General features: G+C 63.8%; 16 protein-coding genes and 1 pseudogene. 13 read left to right on the top strand and 4 right to left on the bottom strand.

Features of this window, described 5'->3' with window-relative positions; translation table 11 throughout:
- Together C2U70_RS12315 and C2U70_RS12310 are read right to left on the bottom strand one after the other, a co-directional pair.
- Positions 1-271 (bottom strand): annotated as a pseudogene (locus C2U70_RS12315) (hypothetical protein); the annotation flags it as partial.
- 73 nt (positions 272-344) lie between these two features.
- Positions 345-1079 carry a HugZ family protein gene (locus tag C2U70_RS12310; protein ID WP_140978280.1) on the bottom strand — a complete coding sequence of 245 codons (735 nt, stop codon included), beginning with the start codon at positions 1077-1079 and terminating at the stop codon, positions 345-347.
- Between the two features lie 217 nt (positions 1080-1296).
- On the opposite strand from C2U70_RS12310, the gene C2U70_RS12305 reads away from it, so the two are divergent.
- The 5 genes from C2U70_RS12305 (at position 1297) to C2U70_RS12285 (ending at position 5288) form a co-directional block, all read left to right on the top strand.
- Complete coding sequence (locus C2U70_RS12305) at positions 1297-1998, top strand: response regulator transcription factor (RefSeq protein ID WP_140978279.1); 702 nt, start codon at positions 1297-1299, stop codon at positions 1996-1998.
- Between the two features lie 104 nt (positions 1999-2102).
- Positions 2103-3905 (top strand): sensor histidine kinase, encoded by a 1803-nt coding sequence (locus C2U70_RS12300; protein ID WP_140978278.1) that lies wholly within the window; start codon positions 2103-2105, stop codon positions 3903-3905.
- Positions 3902-4426 (top strand): HPr kinase/phosphorylase, encoded by a 525-nt coding sequence (locus tag C2U70_RS12295; protein WP_140978277.1) that lies wholly within the window; start codon positions 3902-3904, stop codon positions 4424-4426. The genes C2U70_RS12300 and C2U70_RS12295 overlap by 4 nt, the downstream gene beginning before the upstream one ends.
- Positions 4427-4560: 134 nt before the next feature.
- Positions 4561-4962 carry a PTS sugar transporter subunit IIA gene (locus C2U70_RS12290; protein ID WP_140978283.1) on the top strand — a complete coding sequence of 134 codons (402 nt, stop codon included), beginning with the start codon at positions 4561-4563 and terminating at the stop codon, positions 4960-4962.
- Positions 4959-5288 carry an HPr family phosphocarrier protein gene (locus C2U70_RS12285; protein ID WP_140978276.1) on the top strand — a complete coding sequence of 110 codons (330 nt, stop codon included), beginning with the start codon at positions 4959-4961 and terminating at the stop codon, positions 5286-5288. Before C2U70_RS12290 ends, C2U70_RS12285 begins: the two co-directional genes overlap by 4 nt.
- A gap of 4 nt (positions 5289-5292) precedes the next feature.
- Here C2U70_RS12285 and C2U70_RS12280 read toward each other — a convergent pair whose 3' ends face one another.
- Entirely contained in the window at positions 5293-6918 is a 1626-nt protein-coding gene (locus tag C2U70_RS12280) for a glycosyltransferase family 39 protein (RefSeq protein ID WP_140978275.1), read from the bottom strand.
- 113 nt (positions 6919-7031) lie between these two features.
- On the opposite strand from C2U70_RS12280, the gene lepA reads away from it, so the two are divergent.
- A complete protein-coding gene (lepA, locus tag C2U70_RS12275; RefSeq protein ID WP_140978274.1) occupies positions 7032-8843 on the top strand; it encodes a translation elongation factor 4 in 1812 nt (603 codons plus the stop codon).
- Positions 8844-9037: 194 nt separating this feature from the next.
- On the opposite strand, the gene C2U70_RS12270 is transcribed toward lepA, so the two are convergent.
- The gene (locus tag C2U70_RS12270; RefSeq protein ID WP_140978273.1) at positions 9038-9484 is read right to left on the bottom strand and encodes a methyltransferase family protein; all 447 of its coding nucleotides are present in this window, start codon (positions 9482-9484) and stop codon (positions 9038-9040) included.
- A gap of 265 nt (positions 9485-9749) precedes the next feature.
- Between C2U70_RS12270 and C2U70_RS12265 the strand changes: the two genes are divergently transcribed.
- The 7 genes from C2U70_RS12265 (at position 9750) to arsA (ending at position 16459) form a co-directional block, all read left to right on the top strand.
- Positions 9750-10970 carry an MFS transporter gene (locus C2U70_RS12265; protein ID WP_140978272.1) on the top strand — a complete coding sequence of 407 codons (1221 nt, stop codon included), beginning with the start codon at positions 9750-9752 and terminating at the stop codon, positions 10968-10970.
- An 18-nt stretch (positions 10971-10988) separates the two neighbouring features.
- A complete protein-coding gene (locus tag C2U70_RS12260) occupies positions 10989-11225 on the top strand; it encodes a hypothetical protein (protein WP_140978271.1) in 237 nt (78 codons plus the stop codon).
- A 117-nt stretch (positions 11226-11342) separates the two neighbouring features.
- Positions 11343-11585 carry a hypothetical protein gene (locus C2U70_RS12255; protein ID WP_140978270.1) on the top strand — a complete coding sequence of 81 codons (243 nt, stop codon included), beginning with the start codon at positions 11343-11345 and terminating at the stop codon, positions 11583-11585.
- Between the two features lie 227 nt (positions 11586-11812).
- Positions 11813-11998 carry an antitoxin MazE family protein gene (locus tag C2U70_RS12250; protein ID WP_246666734.1) on the top strand — a complete coding sequence of 62 codons (186 nt, stop codon included), beginning with the start codon at positions 11813-11815 and terminating at the stop codon, positions 11996-11998.
- 7 nt (positions 11999-12005) lie between these two features.
- Entirely contained in the window at positions 12006-13154 is a 1149-nt protein-coding gene (locus C2U70_RS12245; RefSeq protein WP_140978268.1) for an acyl-CoA dehydrogenase family protein, read from the top strand.
- A gap of 268 nt (positions 13155-13422) precedes the next feature.
- On the top strand, positions 13423-14610 hold the full coding sequence (locus C2U70_RS12240) for a thiolase family protein (protein WP_140978267.1): 1188 nt from the start codon (positions 13423-13425) through the stop codon (positions 14608-14610).
- 91 nt (positions 14611-14701) lie between these two features.
- Positions 14702-16459 carry an arsenical pump-driving ATPase gene (gene arsA / locus C2U70_RS12235; RefSeq protein ID WP_140978266.1) on the top strand — a complete coding sequence of 586 codons (1758 nt, stop codon included), beginning with the start codon at positions 14702-14704 and terminating at the stop codon, positions 16457-16459.
- Positions 16460-16462 lie beyond the last annotated feature (3 nt).

Genomic DNA, 16462 nt, shown 5'->3' with positions numbered 1-16462 from the left:
GCTCGGCCTGATCGTCCTGGCCGAGATCGGCATAGACTTTTGCGAGATTGTTCAGGGCACTCGCGAGGTCGCGAGCATTGTCAGTCTTCTCGAGGTTGGCAACCATCGCCTGCGCGAGCGGCAGCGCTTCAGAATACTTGCCGGCGCGGCTGAGCTCTTCGATTTTTGCGCTCTGCGCGGACAGGTTTTGAGCGAGAGCCGGCACGGACAGACAGGCACTGACGGCGAACGCCATACCTGCGACCAGCGCCAATCGATTAACCCGTGTCATGAAACCTCTCGCTCGCGACCTCTGGGCATAGGTCGCAACGATCACCGCAGCCGTTCAACTTACAGCGAGACTATCAGGCCTTGGCGCGGGCCTCGCCCGCTAGTCTGACCAGCATTTTGCGCAGCTCGGTTCCGCTCGTAACCCGCTCCGGAAACTCCAACCGCACGACGCTTTGGTCCCACTGCATATCGATCCCCTCGGGGTCGCAGCCGGTGCAGCGCCAGTCGCCCTCGGCCGCGCCGAGCAGCTTGGTCGCGTAGAGGTTCATGGTGTCGCGGTGGTCTTCATTCATGTGCGTAACCGCGCCCGCCTCGGCGTCGAGCAAGTCTTCTGCCCCCACCAGATCCGTCAAAAATCGCTCCGGCTTGAGATCCACGATCCGGCCAAACCCGGCGACCAGATGGGTTCCCGCCGGTATGATCCGGAAGAACGAGAAATCCTTAAAGGAAACAAAGTCTTCCGCTGACGGATGGACGGCGAGGTAGCGCCGCCGCACGATTTCCGTCTCGCCTTCGCCTGCCATCTCGGCCCGGCCCGACAGCATGATCCGGGCGCCCTCCAGGGGATCGCCGGGGGCCCGCTCGTCGAGCATCAGGGACACCCGGCTGTCGGCCAGGATGTTCTTGGTGTGGATGGCAAGCCGCGAAATCAGCAGGATCGGCGAGCCGTCCGGATAGGCAGCCAGATTGACCAGGGAACAATAGGGATCGCCGCTGCCGGTCATCAGGGTTGCCAGCGCGCCCTGCCTGCAACGCCTGAGCAGCGATTTGGCGAGCTTTCCGGGGTCGAAATCGGGGGTCGGCTGCATCGGCTTTTCCTGGCTTATATGGTTGCGCGGCGAGGCTTTTTTCGGCTAAACGGGGTCTCGGATATGGGTCGAAACGCGGCCGGATTGTCGCGTTTCGTGGAACTTCGTCACACTTCAGCCCAGCTTGCATTGCTCGGTGACAAAGCTCGAACCCCATGTATGCGGCGCATCAATGGATTGCTCGCCGTTTTAGCCACACCAAACGGAAAGCAGGCTCATGCCCACAATCGCTTTGGTCGACGACGACCGCAACATTCTCACATCCGTTTCGATCGCGCTGGAAGCCGAAGGCTACCGCATCATGACTTATACCGACGGCGCTTCGGCGCTGGACGGTTTTCGCACCACGCAGCCCGACCTCGCCATCCTCGACATCAAGATGCCCCGCATGGACGGCATGGAGACGCTGCGCCGTCTCCGGCAGAAGTCCGACCTGCCGGTAATCTTCCTGACGTCCAAGGATGAGGAGATCGACGAGCTGTTCGGCCTCAAGATGGGCGCCGACGATTTCATCCGCAAACCGTTCTCGCAGCGCCTGCTGGTCGAGCGCGTCAAGGCGGTGCTCCGCCGCTCGGCGCCGAAGGATCCGACCGTCGCGCCGAAGGAGAACGATGCCAAGGCGCTCGATCGCGGCCTGCTGCGCATGGATCCGGAACGTCACACCTGCACCTGGAAGAACGAGCCGGTCACGCTGACCGTGACCGAATTCCTGATCCTGCAGGCGCTCGCGACCCGGCCCGGCGTGGTGAAGAGCCGCAACGCCCTGATGGACGCCGCCTATGACGACCAGGTCTACGTCGACGACCGCACCATCGACAGCCACATCAAGCGGCTGCGCAAGAAGTTCAAGGTGGTCGACGACGATTTCGAGATGATCGAGACGCTGTACGGCGTCGGCTATCGCTTCAAGGAAGCCTGAGGCCACGCGCCTCAGTCGGGGACTTTGCGGACTGACGTCGCCGTCGGGCTCGGCTAATATGCCGGGAAACAACCGCACGACCAGTCCTAACGCGGGCGTGAGCATTGCTTGACCGGACCCAGCCTGATGCCGACCTGAGCGCCGAGGACGTCGCGTCCCACGGCGTACAGGACGATTCGGCCGGCCAGGCGCCGCAGGCAAAAGGCTGGCGTCCGCTGAGCTGGCTGATCCGCGCCGGCCAGTTCTTCTTCGCGCTCTCGTTCTCGAGCCTTACCCGCCGCATCGTCTCGCTCAACCTCGCCGGCCTCGTCGCGCTGGTCGCGAGCATCCTCTATCTCTCGCAGTTCCGCGCCGGCCTGATCGACGCGCGTGCGCAGAGCCTCCTGGTTCAGGGCGAAATCATAGCCGGCGCGATCGCGGCGTCCGCGACCGTGCAGACCAACGCCATCACCATCGATCCCGACCGGCTGCTCGATCTCAAGCCGGGCGAGACCTATGGCGGCTCGGACGATTATTCGCCGCTGGATTTCCCAATCAATCCGGAGCGCGTGGCGCCGGTGCTGCGCACGCTGATCTCGCCGACCAAGACGCGCGCACGCATCTACGATCCCAATGGCGGCCTGCTGCTCGACAGCCGCAACCTCGAAAACGTGTTGCGGCTCGACCTGCCGCCGCCGGCGGCAAAACCCGGCCTGTTCGAACGCGCAAAGATCGGGATACGCACCTGGCTGAACCGCGGCGACCTGCCGCTGTACCGCGAGCTCGGGCCCGAGAACGGCAACGGCTACGAGGAAGTCGCCGACTCGCTCAAGGGCCAGAAGCGCAGCATGGTGCGCGTCAATCCACGCGGCGAGGTGATCGTCTCGGTCGCCGTCCCCGTGCTGCGCTCGCGCGCGATCCATGGCGCGCTGATGCTGTCCACCCAGGGCGACGACATCGACCAGATGGTCACCGCCGAGCGCCTCGCGATCCTGAAGGTTGGCGGCGTCGCGGCCGCCGTCATGATCATGCTGTCGCTGCTGCTCGCGAGTACGATCGCCGGTCCCGTGCGCAGGCTCGCCGACAGCGCCGAGCGCGTCCGTCGCCGCATCAAGACCCGCGTCGAGATTCCCGACTTCACCCGCCGCCGCGACGAGATCGGGCATCTATCCGGCGCGCTGCGCGACATGACGAATGCACTCTATAGCCGCATCGAGGCGATCGAGATGTTTGCCGCCGACGTCGCCCATGAGCTGAAGAACCCGCTGACCTCGCTGCGCTCGGCGGTCGAGACGCTGCCGCTGGCGCGCAATGAGACCAGCCGCGCGCGGCTGCTCGAAGTCATCGAGCACGACGTGAAGCGGCTCGACCGGCTGATCTCGGACATTTCGGATGCGAGCCGGCTCGACGCCGAATTGCAGCGTCAGGACGCGATCCCCGTCGATCTCCGGCGCCTGTTGACCACGCTCACCTCGGTCGCGAACGAGACGAAACTCGGCCACGACGTCGCGGTCCAGACGCGCTTCGAAGGCCGCAGCGCCAATGACAGCTTCGCCGTCACCGGTCACGATTCGCGCCTCGGGCAGGTGATCTCCAACCTGCTCTCCAACGCGCAATCGTTCTCCGAGCCCGGCAGCAAGGTGCGCCTGACCTGCCGCCGCGTGCGCTCCGAGATCGAGATCGTGGTCGACGATGACGGCCCCGGCATCCGCGAGGATGCGCTCGAGCGCATCTTCGAGCGCTTCTACACCGACCGTCCGCATCAGGGCTTTGGCCAAAACTCCGGCCTCGGCCTCTCCATCTCCAAGCAGATCGTCGACGCCCATGGTGGGCGCATCTGGGCCGAGAACCGGCCGGGCCCGGTCGATGCCGACGGCGCATCGACCGTCGCCGGTGCGCGTTTCGTGGTGCGGTTGCCGGCGCTATGAGCGAGGGCGGCGCCAGCATTCATGCCTCCGCCGTCAGGGTCGGGAATCGGGCGGTACTGATCCGTGGCCCCTCCGGCGCCGGCAAGTCGAGGCTCGCTTTCGACCTCATCACGGCCGGCCGCTCCGGGGCGATCGAAAGGGCCGTTCTGGTCGGCGATGACCGTGTCCATCTGGCGACAGTCGGTAAGGAATTAGTCGTACGCCCTGCCCCGAATCTGGCCGGCCTGATCGAGATCCGCGGCCTCGGAATCCGCCGCTGCGACTTTGTGGAGCATGCGACGGTCGGCCTCGTCGTCGACCTGGCTGCCGGCGATGCCGAGCGGCTTCCCTCGCCCGATGCCCTGAAAATATGCATTTCCGGTGTGGAAATACCGCGAATCCCGGTCGGAGCCGATTATCAGCCCCTCCCGCTGGTTGTCGCGGCCTTGACCACTACCAAGAGTTCATCTTCCGTTAACCCATCAGGCGATTGTTTGAAGGGAAATGGTAACCATATGAACCCCACACTCGCGACCGAATAGACCGGCGCAGAGCCCCGTCCCATTCCGCCAGATTCCGGGAGATGCGCAACATCCCCTCTTGCGCGGGGGCTCTGGATGGTCAAAGTGGCGCGTTCGTGCGGCGCACCAAAAAGCGCCCGCGAGGAGTTTTTCCGATGATTGGTCTAGTACTTGTGACCCACGGGCGCCTTGCCGACGAATTCAAGGCAGCGCTTGAGCATGTCATGGGTCCGCAAAAGCAAATCGAAGCGATCACGATCGGCGCCGAAGATGATTCCGATCTCTGTCGAAGCGATATCCTGGAAGCAGTCGGCCGCGTCGATTCCGGCGACGGCGTTGCGATCCTCACCGACATGTTCGGCGGCACCCCGTCGAACCTGGCAATATCCTGCATGAGCCGGCCGAAGGTCGAGGTGCTCGCGGGCATCAACCTTCCCATGCTGGTGAAGCTCGCAAAAGTTCGCGAGGAACGCTCGCTGCCCGACGCCATCGCGATGGCGCAGGAAGCGGGCCGCAAATACGTCACCATTGCCAGCCGCGTGCTCGCCGGCAAATGAGCGACGACGGCGCGCCACTCGCGAATCAGGGCGGCGCGGGCGTGCCCAGTGGTGCGATTTCAAAAGAGCTTCTGATCACCAACAAGCGCGGTCTGCACGCGCGCGCCTCCGCGAAGTTCGTGCAGGCGGTCGAGCGCTTCAACGCGCAGGTGTGGGTGACGCGCGGCGGCGAGACCGTCGGCGGCACGTCGATCATGGGATTGATGATGCTCGCGGCCGGCCCCGGCACGACCATCATCGTTGCCGCTGCGGGCACTGATGCCGAAGCCGCGCTCGCGGCGATCACCGAGCTCGTCGAGAGCAAGTTCAACGAAGAAGGCGTGTAGCCTGTCACTTCGCCGGCGGAGCGATGTAGACGTTCCAGCTCATCGCGGGTCCCGCCTTGCCGTTGATGAAGCGGCGCGTGGTCATCACCATGCGCTCGGCGTTTGGTGCGGTCTCTGCAACCCACTTTTCGAAGGCCGGCAGGCGACCGTCGGCTGGATCGAACACACCGATGAAGCCGAACCGTTTGACATCCTCGCGCGATGTCAGCCCGGAATCCCAGGCCTCTAACGGCAGCAACGCGGACGGATGATCGAGGCTGTAGAACACCAGCGGCTGGATCGTTTCCATCGTACCCGCAACGACCGCCCAGGGTGAGGCGAAGCGCGTGCGCCAGGCCTGCGTCAGTTCGCGCGCCAGCTCCGAGCGTGCGCCATAGGTCGCCGTGTTGCCGGCGTTCGCCGCCATCTCGCGCGCGACGATCCAGGGCGAGCCGGCAAGCGTCGCGAGCGACAGCACCAGCCAGATCGCGGTGATGTTGAACAGGCTGGCGCGCTGCACGCGCAGCGTCGGAATCGCGATCAACACCAACGGCACCAGGAAGAACAGCGAGATGCCCCAGTCGGTCTTCATATAGATCGAGAAGACGAGCGCGCCGAGCGGCGGCCCGACCGCGACGATGATCTGGACGATCCAGATATTCAACGCTTGCGACACGTTCACACCGGGATTGGCGCCGCGCGCCCAGGCCCGCGTGACGATGCGCCAGGGATTTTGCAGCAGCAGCCGCCACCATGGCGGCACCAGCGCCATGGCAAGCGCGGCGAGCGCGACCGGCAATGCCAGCAGCGCAAAATTATGCAAGGCATAGCCGAGCACGAGCTGGTGAACGAGATTCTTGTCGTCGAGGCTGTAGGTGTCGCCGGCATAGGTTAGCGGCACGAAATGCGCGTCCGCAAGCCAGACCAGATGCGGGATCATCGCTGCGACCATCGTTGCGATCGCGACCCACGGCGCAGGCGATGTCAGGAATCGAAGCCGATCGGGATGGATCAGTGCGGCCAAGCCAATGGCGCCGATCATGGTCAGCACCCAGTATTTGGTCATCAGCGCCAGCGCGCCGGCGAGGCCGAGCCAGACGCCTGAAAGCCACGTCCGTTTCTCGAAGGCGTTGAGATAGGCCAGCACCACCAGCGGCAGCGTGACGAGCTGCAGCAGATCCGGATTGTACTTAAAGCCCTTGAAATTGAAGATCGGATAGAGCGCGACCATGACCAGCACGAGGAAGGCGCGCTTGCGGTCGACGACACGCAATGCGACGCGCCAGCAGATCACCATGCCAATGGCGACGGTCACCATGGCGAGCAGGTAAGTCGCCCAGTCCACCGCCGGGAACAGCTTGAACCAGAGGCCCGCGACCCAGCCCGACAATGGCGGATGCTTGCCATAGCCGAGCTGGAATTTCTGGCCCCAGCCATAGGCTTCCGCGACGTCCATATGAACGTCCTGCGCTGCCTTCAGATTGATCAGGATGAAGGTCCAGATCACCGCATGCAGGACCGCGACCTGGATCACCAGCCACAGGCTGGTTTCGGGCCGCGTGGCGCGGGCGACCAGCCAGGCTTTGATCCGGCGATAGGTGGACCGGGTTTTTACGCGTGTCGCGGCGGGCAGGATTTGGGTTGACGACATCGGCTGTTGCTAGCGCGTTTTTGGCCCGCTTGGAATCAGCTTGCCGTGAAGAAAGCCCCTGAAAATACAGTAATATGGTTGCCGCACGGGGATGTGAGTGGTATCCCGCGCCCATGACGACCGCCCCCATTTCCAACATCCGCAATTTCTCCATTGTCGCCCATATCGACCATGGCAAATCGACACTGGCCGACCGCCTGATCCAGATGACGGGCGGCCTCACCGACCGCGAGATGGCCGGCAAGGAGCAGGTGCTCGATTCCATGGATATCGAGCGCGAGCGCGGCATCACCATCAAGGCGCAGACGGTGCGGCTAAAATACCGCGCCAAGGACGGCAAGGATTACATCTTCAATTTGATGGACACGCCCGGCCATGTCGACTTCGCTTACGAGGTCTCGCGGTCGCTGGCGGCCTGCGAAGGTTCCCTGCTGGTGGTCGACGCCAGCCAGGGCGTCGAGGCGCAGACGCTCGCCAACGTCTACCAGGCGCTCGACAACAATCACGAGATCGTGCCGGTCCTCAACAAAGTCGACCTGCCCGCGGCCGAGCCCGACAAGGTCAAGCAGCAGATCGAGGACGTGATCGGCATCGACGCCTCGGATGCCGTGATGATCTCGGCAAAGACCGGCGTCGGCGTGCCCGACGTGCTGGAAGCGATCGTCACCCGCCTGCCGCCGCCGAAGGGCGATCGCGACGCGACGTTGAAGGCGCTGCTGGTCGATAGCTGGTACGACGTCTATCTCGGCGTCGTCGTGCTGATCCGTGTCGTCGACGGCATCATGAAGAAGGGCAGCCGCATCCGCATGATGGGCACCGGTGCTGCCTACGATGTCGAGCGCGTCGGCTTCTTCACGCCGAAGATGGAGCAGGTCGACGAGCTCGGCCCCGGCGAGATCGGCTTCATCACCGCGGCGATCAAGGAGGTCGCCGACACCCGCGTCGGCGACACCATCACCGACGACAAGAAGCCCGTGTCCGAAATGCTGCCGGGCTTCAAGCCGGCAATCCCGGTGGTGTTCTGCGGCCTGTTCCCGGCCGATGCCAACGACTTCGAGACGCTGCGCGCCGCGATGGGCAAGCTCCGCCTCAACGACGCCAGCTTCTCCTACGAAATGGAAACCTCGGCCGCACTCGGCTTCGGCTTCCGCTGCGGCTTCCTCGGATTGCTGCATCTGGAGATCATCCAGGAGCGGCTGTCGCGCGAGTTCGATCTCAACCTGATCGCGACCGCGCCGAGCGTGATCTACAAGATGCACCTGACCGACGGCACCGAACTTTCGATCCACAATCCCGTCGACATGCCCGACGTGGTCAAGATCGCCGACATCGAGGAGCCGTGGATCGAAGCCACCATCCTCACGCCGGACGAATATCTCGGCAGCGTGCTGAAGCTGTGCCAGGACCGCCGCGGCGCGCAGAAGGAGCTCACTTACGTCGGCTCCCGCGCGATGGTGAAATACGATTTGCCGCTCAACGAGGTCGTGTTCGATTTCTACGACCGCCTCAAGTCCGTTTCCAAGGGCTACGCCTCGTTCGACTATCACCTGACCGACTACAAGGTCGCCGACCTCGTCAAGATGCAGATCCTGGTCAACGGCGAGCCGGTGGACGCGCTCTCGATGCTGGTGCATCGCACCCGCGCCGAAGGCCGCGGCCGCGCCATGGTCGAGAAGATGAAGGAGCTGATCCCGCCGCACATGTTCCAGATCCCGATCCAGGCGGCGATCGGCGGCAAGGTGATCGCCCGCGAGACCGTGCGCGCGCTGCGCAAGGACGTCACCGCAAAGTGCTACGGCGGCGACATCACGCGTAAGCGCAAACTTCTGGAGAAGCAGAAGGAAGGCAAGAAGAAGATGCGGCAGTTCGGCAAGGTCGACATCCCGCAGGAAGCCTTCATCGCGGCGCTGAAGGTGGATAGCTGACGCGGTTCCGGTCTGACTTTCGGGGCCGGGCGAAAAGGCGTCGAAAACAACCCCATGCACAGTAGGAAATGGCGGCCAGCGGCCGTCATCGGATTTTTCGAAATTCCTCTTGACCCGTCGGGCAAATCAGGGGTATATTGCCATCGTTGCGATGTGACTGCGACATTTGCACCAAGGCGCAGTTCGCTGCACATTCACACCCAGCGCCGCACCCGGGCGACATAATCGTCATAAATCGCGCCGAATTGCCGGCGCATCTTGGCTTCCTCGAAGGGAATGTGCACCCAGTTGGCCGTCGCGAAGACGGCGACGGGCGCGATCAGCATCGGCCACGCGCCGACCCACACCGCGATGCCCAGGGCGAGCAGCACGAGGCCCAGATACATCGGATTGCGGGTGAATCGGAACGGACCGTCGGTCACCAGTTTGCGGTTGGCCGGCGACGTCGGGTTGATTTCGGTGTCCTCACGCCGAAACAGGATGACGGCCCATACTGGCGACACGAACGCCAGGGCCACCAGCGCGATGCCGAGCGGCGGAAGCGGCAGGCCCGGGAGCTTTGGCCAGCCAAGCGACCAGCTCAGAGCGGCACTGAGGAGGACATAGATCAACATCCAGATCGGTGGAGGGAGCTTGACCATGGCGGAAGCCCTGCTGGTTGAACCGCTCGTCGTCGCATCTGCCGTCGCAGCGTCTCGCTACCGCAAGAATTTGTTCGCTTTGGGTCCATTTGCGTCGGAGCGGTCACGCTGGTCGCTACGACAACTGCCATCTGCGCCCTGCAACTCACATTCTTCTGATCCGGGCATGAGAGGGATGCCGCCCGTCATATTGCCCCGGAGCGGCCGATAGGCCACCATCCATACTGCGCACCAATCAACGAGACAAAAAGCGCCGAGGAAACGCATGAGCAAGCCTGCCCGCTTCGACTATGGCTGGGTGATCGTCGGCGCCGGTGCGCTGATGACCTGCGTCGGCTTTGGCACGATGCTGTCGCTCGCGGTCTTCCTGCAGCCGATCTCGGAAGCGATGGGCTGGTCGCGCGCGGGCGTGTCGGCGGCGGCGACGCTGGATTTCCTCTGCATGGGTTTTGCCGCGTTCCTGTGGGGTACGCTGTCGGACCGGTATGGCACGCGCATCGTGGTGCTGGCCGGAAGCCTGCTGCTGGGGCTTGGGCTGGTGACCGCGAGCCAGGCGCAAAGCCTGTGGCAGTTTCAGTTGTTCTTCGGCGTGCTGATCGGCATTGCCGCCGGCAGTTTTTACGCGCCGATGATGGCGCTGGCATCGGCATGGATTGAAAGGAACCGCAGCCTGGCTGTGGCACTCGTCTCCGCCGGCATGGGCGTGTCGCCGGTCACGATCGCGCCGACCGCAAGCTGGCTGATCACGGCCTATGATTGGCGCACCGCGATGCTGGTCATCGGCATCGCAGCATGGGTGCTGCTGATCCCCGCCTGCTTCCTGATACGACCTGCGCCGCAAGCCGCAGGCGCGGCCAGCACCGACGCGACACCGGAGACCGAACTGACCGCGGCACAGGCGCTGCGCACGCCGCAATTCATCGCGCTCGCGGCCGCGCATTTCGCCTGCTGCGCGGCGCATTCCGGCCCGATCTTCCACATGGTGTCCTATGCGATGATCTGCGGCATCGCGCCGCTCACCGCGGTGACCGTGTACAGCCTCGCCGGCGTGTCAGGGCTCGGCGGGCGCCTGCTCCTCGGCGCGCTGGCCGATCGCATCGGTGCAAAACCGGTGCTGGTCGGCGGCCTCTTCGTGCAGGCCATGTGCATCGCGACCTATCTCGCGGTGGCGCAGCTCGGGGAGTTTTACGCGCTGTCGGTCGTGTTCGGCCTCGCCTATGGCGGGGTGATGCCGCTCTATGCGGTGCTGGTGCGCGAATTCTTCGGCGCGCGCATCATGGGCACGGTGTTCGGCGCGGTGTCGGCCTTCGCGAGCCTCGGCATGGCGCTCGGGCCCTGGGCCGGCGGCCTCGTGTTCGACAGCTTCCAGCGCTACACGTGGCTGCATGTCGGCTCCTTCGCGATTGGGCTTGCCGCCGTCGCGGTGGCGCTGAGCTTTCCGTCCCGCCGCAGGCAGCCGCTCGACCTCGGCGGCGCCGCGGCCTGACGCGATGAGGACGGCAGCATGCTGAATCGCGTCGCGGCTCGCTTGCGCAAGCTTCTCGGACGAGCCGGAACGCGTCATGACCTTCACGCGCCGTTCTACGTGACCACCAGACACGGCCACATCATGCAGACCTTTCAATCGCTCGAATTGGCCATCGAAGCCGCCGAGGCCCTGGGCGCGGATCATTACATCATCGACCGGCACGGCCTGCAGATCTGGGATCCCGCGAGAAAACTGCTGCGCAACGAGGAATAGCGCGTGGCTGGACCTGAAACGCAGCGATATCGTCCTGTCGGGAAGCGCCTTTCATGTTGCGGCAAGGCCGTTTACATGTCTGAGAGAATTTGGCCGTCTCGCCACGGGAAACCCGTCATGGCTGACATCACGGTACATCTCGACGATGAGCTTTACGACAAGGCTTCGCGGGTTGCCCGATTGGACAATGTGAGCGTCAAGGAACTCGTCGAAGACGTCATGCGCCGGCATCTCGGCTATGTCGAGGCAGTGGAGGAGATTTCGAGAACGCCGCCGTTCTCCCTCGCGAACTATGAGCTACATCGCGATGCCGACGAGAGCGATGAAGACTACGCATTCAGGCGCTCGCTCTTTCAGTGAGGCAGCGCACAGGATGGGTTGCGCCCCTGTGAAAACCCATCGACTCGATCCGAGTGAGGGTGAAATTTGATGGGTTTCGCTTCCGCTCTACCCATCCTACGAACTCGCTCGGCTTGAGGAGGTGACGCCGAGGTTGAACCAGCATCCGCAACTGTTACGGTACACCTATGGCAACCACATCGAGCAAGGCCGGCAAGACCCCGCCTCACCCGCAGCAGACGAAGCGCATGATGACGCATGACCAGTTGCGCGCCCAAGGACTGCGCCCGGTAGAACATTGGGTGCCCGACTTAAGAAATCCAAAGATCAAGGCGCGACTTCGTCGAGAGGCGGCGGCGATGGCAAGACACCCCGAGAATTCCGCCGTCGATGGCTGGATCGAAGCCGTCTACGATTGGGACTCGTGGAGGTGAAATGCGGATGACTCAACTCCCCGGGTTTGATCTGGTCGAACGTGCCCGCGCCATCGCGCCGCTGATCGCTGATGAGGCCGACGCGATCGAGCGGACGCGGCGGCTGACGCCGGCCGTCGTCAACGCCCTCGTCGACAACGGCCTCTACCGCGCGCTGCTGCCGCAAAGCCTCGGCGGCGCGGAGGCGGCGCCCGAGATGTTCATGCAGATGCTGGAGGAGATCGCGAAGGCGGATGCCTCGACGGCGTGGTGCCTCGGGCAGAACAGCGTCTGCGCGATGACCGCGGCCTGGCTCGACATGGAGACCGCGCAGGAGATCTTCAACACGCCGCCGGGCATCCTCGCCTGGGGTGCGATCGCGCATGAGGCGCGCGCGGAAGCCGGCGGCTACCGGATCACGGCGCGCTGGGAGTTTGCCTCGGGCTCGCGGCAGGCGAGCTGGCTGGGCGCGCATGTCCGCATTGCGGAGGCTGACGGCACACCGCGCAAAAGTGCCGACGGCGCGCAGGAGGTTCGCACCATCCTGTTCCCGGTGACGCGCGCCACGATGCACGACGTCTGGGACGCGATCGGGCTCGCCGGCACCGGCACCGATGCCTATTCGGTCGATGATCTCTTCATCCCCGAACGCTTCACGGCGCTGCGCGACGTGACGCCGGCGTTGCGCGAGAAGGGCCCGCTCTACAAGATCGGCACTGGTCCGAGCTACAGCCTCGGCTTCGCCGCCGTGGCGCTCGGCGTGGCGCGGGCAACGCTCGATGCCGCGATTGCGCTGGCGCGCGAAAAGCATCAATCGCTGCAGGCCAAGGCGATGCGCGACAACAATGCGGTGCAGAGCCTGATCGCCCGCACCGAGGGCAATTTTCGGGCGGCGCGCGCCTATCTCTATACAACGGCCGGCACGATGTGGCGCGATCTCAACGCGTCAGGCGAATTCAGCGATGTCAATCGCAACGCCGTGCGGCTCGCCTCGACCTGGACCATCCATCAATCGGCGGCCGTGGTCGACGCCGCCTATCACATGGCCGGCGCGACGGCGGTGTTCAAGAAGAATCCGTTCGAGCGGCGGTTTCGCGACATGCATGCGATCGCCCAGCAACTGCAGGCACGCGATACGCATTATGAGGATGTGGGGCGGGCGATTTTGGCAGATTGAATTTCGACGGAGCCACTGCGGCGTCTTAGAGCAGCATGCTCACAGATGCGATTCGCAATACGTGCCGTGTCCGCTCCGCCTGCGGAGCGACATGCAAAAGCGAGTTAGCTCATTGTCGTAAACGGACTTGGCCGCCCCATATTTCATCGCGTTGCAGCCAGCCTGTTACCCTCGGGCTATTGATCCATCGCAACAATGCAGCCCCGTCAGAGTCCTACTGGTTGATCCCGGTCGCAAGGCGATGCCATGCCGGAAAGGGAGAAGGCCGATGGCTCACAAGGAAGTCGTAATCTGTTCACCCCTGCGCACAGCAATCGGTACATACGGCGGTACCTTCAAGGAGATGCCTGCGACCGATCTCGGCGCTGCCGTCGTCCAGGCGACGCTGGCTCAGGCCAAACTGGAGCCCGGTGAGATAGGCACCGTCGTGATGGGCAACGTCATCCAGGCAGGGAACAAGATGAATCCGGCCCGGCAGGCTGCCATTAATGGCGGCGTTCCCGTCCAGGTCCCCGCGATGACAGTCAATCGTGTTTGCGGTTCAGGTGCGCAGGCCATCGCCAGCGCTGCGCAGGAAGTCATGCTCGGACTCGTCGATAGCGCAGTCGCCGGGGGCATGGAGAACATGGATCGAGCGCCCTACCTCATGAATTCGGGGCGCTGGGGTTATCGCATGGGCGATGCGCAGATATTCGATTCGATGCTGATGGACGGGCTCAACGATGCCTTCTCGGGCCAGCACTCGGGCTGGCATACGGAGGACCTCGCAAGATCCCATCAGATTACCCGGGAAGATCAGGACCGATGGGCGGAGCGCTCGCAGAAGCGGTTCTCGGCGGCTCAATCGGCCGGCAAGTTCGCCGCGGAGATAACACCGGTCGAAGTGTTCTCACGGAAAGGCCCGGTGAAATTCGACAAGGACGAACACAATAGGCCGGATACGACACTGGAGAGTCTCTCCAAACTCAAGCCGGCCTTCCGCAAGGATGGAACCATCACTGCCGGCAACGCGCCGGGTCTCAATAGCGGAGCGGCCGCCATGATCGTCGCTGACAGAACCTGGGCGCAGAAGAAGGGCCTGCAACCGATGGCGCGGCTTGCCGCCTACGGCATCGGCGCCGTCGAACCCGGGATGTTCGGCCTTGGTCCCGTGCCCGCCGTGAAGCAGGCGCTCGACCGCGCCGGCTGGAAGATCGGCGATGTGGGTCGCATCGAGATCAACGAGGCTTTTGCGGCCATCGTCCTCGCGGTCACCAGGGATCTTGGATTGTCCCCCGACGTGGTCAACGTGGAAGGTGGTGCAATCGCGCACGGCCATCCCATCGGCGCGTCAGGCGCGGTGCTCACGACCCGCTTGCTGCATGCGATGCGGCGCGATGGTGTGAAGAAGGGCATCGTGACGCTCTGCATCGGCGGCGGCCAGGGAATCGCGCTAGCGCTCGAAGCCGAAACCTGAGCGAATTTTGAACGCGGACTGCGCGACATGACCGAGACCTCCCAGGCGTCGGTACCGCATCGCCGCATCGACCTTGTTGGGATGCATTTTGATGCTTCACTTTCGCGCGCTGGACGCTCCGACACCATTTCTCTTCTTCACCGGAAAGGGCGGCGTCGGCAAGACCTCGCTGGCTTGTGCAACCGCCGTCGGCCTCGCCGACCGCGGATTGCGCATCCTCCTCGTCAGCACCGATCCTGCTTCCAACCTCGACGAGATGCTGGACGTCTGCCTGACAGACACCCCGGTACCGGTACCGAACGCAGCCGGGCTCTTCGCGATGAACATAGACCCGGAGGCAGCAGCCGAGAGCTATCGAACCCGCGTGCTCGAACAGCTCGGGCCGGCGGCAACCCCTGAGGAGAAATCGACAGTACGCGAGCAACTGTCCGGCGCGTGCACCACAGAGATAGCCGCCTTCGACGAATTCGTGGGACTGCTGGACGGCGATATGGCGGGCTTCGATCATATCATTTTCGATACGGCCCCGACCGGCCACACGTTGCGACTTCTCAGCCTGCCGAAGGCATGGACCGGCTTTCTGAAGAATAACGAGCGGGGCGCATCCTGCCTCGGCCCGCATTCAGGTTTGAAGATGCAGGAGAACCGATTTCGTCAGGCGCTTCAGGCGTTGGGCGATCCCGGGCGAACGACCGTCGTCCTGGTCACCCGCGCCGATCGCAGCGCGATCCGCGAGGCAGCCAGAACCTCAGGCGAACTCGACGCGCTCAATCTCTCGAACCAGACACTCGCCGTGAACGGCCGCTTTCACGCCACGGACCCGACCGACGTTGTGGCAGTTGCCCTTGAGCGGGATCAGGACGAAGCTCTCGCTGCGATGCCGGCGTCGCTGGCGAAACTGCCGCGAGACGAAATCCCATTGTTTGCCTTTGACATTGTGGGTCTTGCGGCCCTCAGGGCGGTGTTGTCGCCAGCCAATCCATCGCATCTGAATGCAGCCGGCGAACCAGATGCCGAGTCGGTTGACCTGCCAGGGCTCGACCGTTTGGTCGATGACATCGCCCGGGACAAGCATGGCCTCATCATGGTCATGGGCAAGGGCGGCGTTGGGAAGACGACGGTTGCCGCTACCATTGCCGTGGGACTTGCCAAGCGCGGGCACGCCGTTCACCTCAGCACGACAGATCCTGCAGCCCACGTCACTTTCGTCGTCGACGGCGTGATGCCGGGCTTAACGGTGGATCGGATTGATCCCCGGCTCGAGACGGAACGTTATGTGGCGAAGATACTGGCGAACCGTGGCCGCGACCTGGACGAGCAGGGCAAGGCGCTTCTGCTCGAGGATCTGGCTTCACCATGCACTGAGGAAGTCGCCGTTTTCCATGCCTTCTCGCGCGTCGTCGCGGAGGCTCGCAGCGCGTTCGTGGTGCTCGATACGGCTCCGACCGGCCATACCCTGCTCCTGCTCGATGCGACCGGCGCGTATCATCGCCAGATGACAAGCCAACTGGAGCCGGGCGGATCGGGACGTATCGTAACTCCGCTGATGAGGCTGCAGGACCCCACCCACACAAGGATTATCCTGGTGACCCTGCCCGAGACAACTCCGGTTTCCGAAGCCGCGGCTCTTCAGGAGGATTTGCGGCGCGCCGGCATCGAGCCATTCGGATGGGTCATCAACAAATGCCTCGTTGCTTCGGGGACCCACGACCCCTTGCTGCGCCTGAGGCTCGCGAGGGAGCGAACGCAGATTGCACGCGTTCAAGACGGACTGGCAAAACGGACATACATGATCGGGTGGCGAACCAAGCCTCCTGTCGGCGTAGACGAGCTTGCCGCGCTGTCATGATCG

It is taken from the genome of Bradyrhizobium guangdongense (genome assembly GCF_006483445.1).
In the GTDB taxonomy this organism is placed as follows: domain Bacteria; phylum Pseudomonadota; class Alphaproteobacteria; order Rhizobiales; family Xanthobacteraceae; genus Bradyrhizobium; species Bradyrhizobium guangdongense_A.
Note: the sequence above shows the minus strand (reverse complement) of the source record. Positions and strands in the feature narration are given on the sequence as shown.